Source organism: Erythrobacter sp. HI0063, assembly GCF_001635685.1.
In the GTDB taxonomy this organism is placed as follows: Bacteria; Pseudomonadota; Alphaproteobacteria; order Sphingomonadales; family Sphingomonadaceae; genus Qipengyuania.
The window spans coordinates 1-5,806 of sequence record NZ_LWFF01000351.1 but is presented as its reverse complement, the minus strand read 5'-3'; the positions used below and the strand labels follow the sequence as shown (position 1 = coordinate 5,806).

Here is a 5,806-nt window from a genome sequence, read left to right as displayed (position 1 = left end):
GATGCGGACGTGACGGGCGTGGCGGGAACCACGATCGACGAAGGTCGTACCGATCCCCTTCTTTCGGTCGTGACGCGGGCCGACGGCGCCCTGCTCGGCAATGCGAATGTCGCGACCTGTTCCTTTACCTCTGACAGCGATCGCATGTTGTTCCAGACCGCCGTGCCCGACGACGGGGGCGCCAATCCTCGCGGCGTCGCGCGTGTCAGCGGGGAGCCGGTGCTGTTCACGGCCGAATTTACCGGCGCTCAGGCGCGCATGGAAGAAGGCGGGCGCTATGGATCGGATGGCGATCTGGTCGCCCAGATCGTGCGCGGCGAAGCGGAGGATGGCGAACAGAGCCAGCCGGACGCCGCCGAAGACAGCGAGGGCGACGCGCCCGCACGCATCGAAACGCGCACCTGGCCTGCCACGCTCACGATCGCGTATGAGGGCACGCCGCTTTCCACGCGCAGTTCTGGCACTTGGGCTTGCGGCAATTGACGCCTTGCTCGGCCCACCATGCCGGGGCTAGGGCGCAGACGGTTTCTTAGAGACGAATTGAGGAAAGCATTTCCGCCATGGCGAAAAGCAGCGCGTTGAACGGCAAACTGGTGACGCTGATGGGCGGCAGCGGCTTCATCGGCAATTACGTGGCTCAGGCGCTGCTGGATCGCGGCGCGCGGCTGCGGGTCGCCAGCCGCCATCCTGAGCGCGCCTTCAATCTCAAGCCGCTCGCCAAGCTCGGCCAGTTGCAATTCGCCCGCTGCGACGTGACCGACCGTCGACAGGTCGAACAGGTGATCCAGGGCTCCGACGCCGTGGTCAATCTGGTCGGCAGCTTTCAGGGCAATCTGAAGCAATTGATGGGCATCAGCGCCGGATGGATGGCCGAAGCCGCCGCCGCAACCGGCGCCGAGGCCTTCGTTCAGGTCAGCGCGATCGCCCTCCGACCGGACGAAGACGTCGAAATCGACTATGCCGAAGCGAAGCATCTCGGCGAGGATCTGGTGCGCGAAGCGTTTCCGAACGCCACCATCCTGCGTCCGTCCCTCCTGTTCGGGAAGGACGACGATTTCACCACGATGTTCGCGCAGATGATCCGCTGGCTGCCCGTGCTGCCGGTGTTCGGGCCGGACAAGGAATTGCAGCTCGTCTATGTCGACGACGTCGCCGAAGCGGTGGCGGTCGCGCTGGAATCGCCGGGCGAGCACGGCGGCAAGATTTTCGAGCTCGGTGGGCCTGAAAAGGTCACGATGCTCGAACTGAACCGCCGGATCGCGGAGGCGCAGCGCCGCTCCCGCACCTTCCTGCCCATGCCCGATGGCGTCGCAGGCGCGTTCGCTTCGCTACCCGGCACTCCAATGGGCAGCGATCAGTGGGAATTGCTGAAGCAGGGAAATACCGTTTCGGGCGAACATCCCGGCCTCGCCGAGCTGGGGATCGAGCCAAAGCCGCTCGGCCTGTTCCTCGACAAGTGGATGGTGCGCTACCGCAAGCATGGCCGCTTCGGCGACCGCGCGATGGCGTCGGGCGGGCTCTGAGCGCGTCGGGCGATATTCGCTGGCTTGCGGCTAGGAGCGGTGCTCGATCGGTAGGGGTGCGGCCGGTTCGACCAAGAGGATCGAGCCTTCACTGCCGATGATAAGCACGCGTTGCCCCGCTGGAGTATCGTTTCCGCGGGCGATCCACTCGCTGTCTCCGACGCGCACCCGGCCCTCGCCCCCGTCGATCGGAGTGGTGACGACGGCAGTTTGTCCAACCAACCGTCCGCGACGATTGTTGAGCAGCGGATCGGAGCTTACGATCGGTCGATCGCGCAGCATCCGCTTGGCGGAAAAGGCGAAGATCAGCGCGAGCGAAATGAAGGCGACGACCTGAATGCCGAGCGCTGGCCCTGCGATCAGCGCGATCACGCCCGTTGCCAGAGCCGCCATGGCGAGCCAGATCAGATAGACGCCCGGCACCACCATTTCGAGACCCGACAGCAAGAGACCGGCGGCAAACCACAGCCAATAGGACTCGATCCCGTCCACGCGATCAGCCCCGGGTTGTGCCCGAAGGCGGAACGCTGGCCGGATTATTGCGGCGCTGGACCGGATCGCGCTCCCGTGGCGACGGCATGGGCGTGCCGGTATCGACCGTGCCCTTCACATCGGCTCGCCCATCCCCGAACGTGTCGCGTACCAATTCGCCGATCCCGCCGAGCGATCCGATGAGCTGCGTGGCCTCGAACGGCATCAGTATCGTCTTGGCGTTGGGGCTTTCCGCAAACTTGCCGACCGCCTTGGTGTATTCCTGCGCGATGAAGTAATTGATCGCCTGATTGCCGGACGAGGCGATGGCGTTCGAGACCAGTTCGGTCGCCTTGGCTTCGGCCTCGGCCTCGCGCTCGCGCGCTTCGGCATCGCGGAAGGCCGCCTCGCGCTTGCCTTCGGCCTTGAGGATGGCGGATTGCTTGTCACCCTCGGCGCGCAGGATCCGGCTCTGACGATCGCCTTCGGCTTCCAGAATCTCGGCCCGCTTCAGGCGTTCGGCCTTCATCTGGCGCGCCATCGCTTCCGAAATGTCCATCGGCGGGCGGATATCCTTGATTTCGACGCGGGTGATCTTGATCCCCCACGGCGAGGTCGCATGATCGACCACGCTCAAGAGCCGGGCATTGATCTCGTCGCGCTTCGAGAGAGTTTCATCCAGATCCATGCTGCCCATGACCGTACGCAGATTGGTGGTGGTCAGCGCCAGTATCGCATTGTGAAGGCCGGACACTTCATAAGCCGCCTTGCCCGCGTCGAGCACTTGGAAGAACACCACGGCATCGACCCCGACCATGGCATTGTCCTTCGTGATGATTTCCTGCCCCGGAATATCGAGCACCTGCTCCATCATGTTGATCTTGTGGCCGACCCGGTCGATCAGCGGGATGATCAGGTGCAGCCCCGGCTCGGCAGGCATGGTGAATTTCCCGAGCCGTTCGATCGTATAGACATAGCCCTGACGCACGACGCGCACGCCCATCATCAGGAAGGTGACGAGCACCAGCACCGCCAGGATCAGCAGGATTGTCTGGGCCATGGAAACTCCTCTTTCTTGCGCTTCGTTCAGCCTACGCTGCTCGTGTGAAAACGCCAGCCTTGCGGCGTGGCTACAGACCGCCGCCTCGAAATCCTGAAGGCAAAAAGAAAGGGGCCGCGCTTGCGCACGGCCCCTTTCGAAAAACAGAACGCTGTCCGCCTTACGGGCTGACGGGATCGTCGTCACCCGACACTTCGATGCCGACGAAGATCGCCGCAGCGACTATCGCAAGGATAAGGATGCGGCTCGCGCCGCCGGCCAGTTCGCTTTCGTCCGAGATCGGCGCAGCCGAACGGTCGGCAGCCTGAGCCGCGATAGGGGCCGCCGCAAGGGCGGAGGCCGCGAGGGCCAAAGTAACGGTCTTCGTACGCATTAAAAACTCCCACATAAATCTTCACGAAAGGGCATGAAGGATTGGACGCAGAACTCAAGCAATATATCCTGTTTCATTCTAAAACACACGTTAAGCGGCTTTCACGCAACACCGTTTCGTCCATTCGGTCCGCCGAAAACCTCCTTGAGTCTACAATTCACGCGCATAGAGCGCCTGCAATTGTTCCCAGGCACGCTCGGCCGCCTCCGGCGCATAGGCGGGCGAGTCAGGAACGGTCCATCCGTGGTCGCCGGGATAGACTTCGATCTCGGCCGGATTGTCGAGCGCGGCAAAGGTCTCGCGCAGAGTCGCAGTGGCCTCGGGATCCTTGGCATCGTCGTCCTGCGCGATCGCGACGAGATAGCCCGCCCGGCTCTCGTCCACCATCCGGTGCGGACTGTTCGCGCCTTCTCGCACCAGGCCGCCTCCGTGGAAGCTCGCAGCCGCCTTGACGCGCGCGGGCACTGCTGCGGCCGTCCAGAACGTGAAGGGACCGCCCATGCAATACCCCTGCGTTCCGATACCGCGCTTCGCATCGACCTCGTCCTGCGCGTCGAGCCAAGCGGTGGCCGCCTTCGCGTCGCGCATGATCGCATCCGCAGTCAGCTTTTCGCGCCACGGGCGCACGGTCTTGAAGCCGTCGCTGGCGGCGAATTCAGCGAAATCCTCGTATTGCTGGCCGGATACGTCGCGATAGTAGGGATTGATCACCAGCACCGCGTGACCCGCTGCGGCAAGGCGCGAGGCCATGGCTTTCTTTGCAGGACGCAGGCCGGCGATGTCAGGCCAGAAGAGCACTCCGGGCTTCCTCGTGCCCGAAGTCGTGACATACCAGCCGTCCATGGTACCGTCGGGCGTCGCGAAGGAGACCGCGCGTCCGCTTTGCCCCGGCGCCGCCATGGTGGCGCAGCCCGCGGCTCCGAACGCGAGGCCCGATGCAGCAGCAACCTGGCCGAAGCGGCGACGGGTCATCGCGGCCTCGCCCCATTTCTTCATCATCGCTGAATCGCACATGCTCGCCTCTCCTCTTCTCGCCACCGACTCATCGAGCCGACCCGGATGAACCCATTCTCAAGACTATGGCAGAAGGCAGAGGATGTTCCCTCGGATCGAATTTTGTCGGAGTTGTAACAATTCTACAACAGGGGCGCCAACACATCGATTGACGATCAAGACATCATTATCTTTCAAAATCTTAGGAATCACGCCCAGCACAAGACCCTCCCCAAAAATTGAAAGTAAAGTTCAGTCTTATAGAATATAATTACTTTTTGTCGGAATATAAGTTTTTTTGCCGCTTCCGATGCCGGGGTTAGTGAAATAATCCTATTGTGGGCAAGGGGCTTTGGCGGCATTTTATGAACGCCAAGAGGCGAATCGGCTTACCGGTCACGTACAAGGCTTTTTCTGAGTCTAAGCGGTGACCGCCGTCCGGTCCCGTGCTTCTGGGGTTCTTTCATGGGTATGTCACACAAGAATGCGCTTCGCGCATCGTCTTCGCTCGCCTGGATTTCTCTCGCTTCCGCAGCCTTTCTTGCCGCAACCAGCGCCGCGCAGGCACAGTCTGAGCCGCAGGATCTTTCCGACAATGATTGCGACATCTCGCTGGAGAATTGCGACAGCGACGCGGACGGCACCGAACCGCAGAACGATGCCATCGTCGTGACCGGATCGCGCATCGCTATCCCCGTCAATCTGTCTTCGCCCGTTCCGGTCGTCAGCGTTTCTGCCGAAGATCTGTCTTCGGGCAATCTATCGCTGGGCGATTCGCTGAACCAGTTGCCGCAATTGCGTGCAACGTTCAGCCAGTCCAATTCGACGCGCTTCATCGGCACGGCAGGCATCAACGCCCTGGACCTGCGCGGCCTTGGTACGGCTCGCACGCTTACGCTGGTCAACGGCCGCCGCCAGATCACCGCTACGCCCGGGGTCGAGCGGGTCGACGTGAACTCCATTCCGTCCGACCTGATCGAACGTGTCGATATCGTGACCGGCGGCAATTCTGCGGTTTATGGGTCCGATGCCGTCGCGGGCGTCGTGAACTTTGTCCTGAACGACGATTTCGACGGCATCCGCCTTCGCGGCCAGGGCGGCATTTCTTCGCGTGGCGATCGCGGATCGTATTTCGGGAGCATCACCGCAGGCAAGAATTTCGCCGAAGGTCGCGGCAATATCTCGTTTGCCGGCGAATATGCCCGGCAGAACACTCTGTTCTTCACCAGCCGCGACGCGCAGACCGGCGCGTTCAGCGGCCGCAACCAGTTCAACGCGACCGAATTCACCGGCCCGATCGTCAATCCGACGCTCGGCGTTCGGGCTGCCGAGCCCTCGACCGGTAACGGCATCCCGGACACGTCTTTCCTGAACGGTATCCGCAAC

7 protein-coding genes are annotated in these 5,806 nt (G+C 62.4%); 3 read left to right on the top strand and 4 right to left on the bottom strand.

Features of this window, described 5'->3' with window-relative positions; translation table 11 throughout:
- Both A3736_RS16335 and A3736_RS16330 read left to right on the top strand, forming a co-directional pair.
- The coding region (locus A3736_RS16335; RefSeq protein WP_197465647.1) for a hypothetical protein at nt 1-483 on the top strand (483 nt) is incomplete at its 5' end.
- Between the two features lie 77 nt (nt 484-560).
- Nucleotides 561-1,523, top strand: coding sequence for a complex I NDUFA9 subunit family protein (locus A3736_RS16330; RefSeq protein ID WP_067685108.1), 963 nt, complete (start codon nt 561-563; stop codon nt 1,521-1,523).
- A 30-nt stretch (nt 1,524-1,553) separates the two neighbouring features.
- Here the strand turns inward: A3736_RS16330 and A3736_RS16325 are convergent, their stop codons facing one another.
- From A3736_RS16325 to A3736_RS16310, 4 genes are all read right to left on the bottom strand, one after another.
- Nucleotides 1,554-2,015, bottom strand: a complete 462-nt coding sequence (locus A3736_RS16325; RefSeq protein ID WP_067685106.1) for an NfeD family protein — start codon at nt 2,013-2,015, stop codon at nt 1,554-1,556.
- 4 nt (nt 2,016-2,019) lie between these two features.
- The gene (locus A3736_RS16320) at nt 2,020-3,054 is read right to left on the bottom strand and encodes an SPFH domain-containing protein (RefSeq protein ID WP_067685104.1); all 1,035 of its coding nucleotides are present in this window, start codon (nt 3,052-3,054) and stop codon (nt 2,020-2,022) included.
- A 160-nt stretch (nt 3,055-3,214) separates the two neighbouring features.
- Nucleotides 3,215-3,427, bottom strand: coding sequence for a hypothetical protein (locus A3736_RS16315; protein ID WP_067685102.1), 213 nt, complete (start codon nt 3,425-3,427; stop codon nt 3,215-3,217).
- Nucleotides 3,428-3,577: 150 nt separating this feature from the next.
- Complete coding sequence (locus A3736_RS16310; protein ID WP_067685100.1) at nt 3,578-4,441, bottom strand: dienelactone hydrolase family protein; 864 nt, start codon at nt 4,439-4,441, stop codon at nt 3,578-3,580.
- A 444-nt stretch (nt 4,442-4,885) separates the two neighbouring features.
- Here A3736_RS16310 and A3736_RS16305 point away from each other — a divergent pair.
- The coding region (locus tag A3736_RS16305) for a TonB-dependent siderophore receptor (RefSeq protein ID WP_233999460.1) at nt 4,886-5,806 on the top strand (921 nt) is incomplete at its 3' end.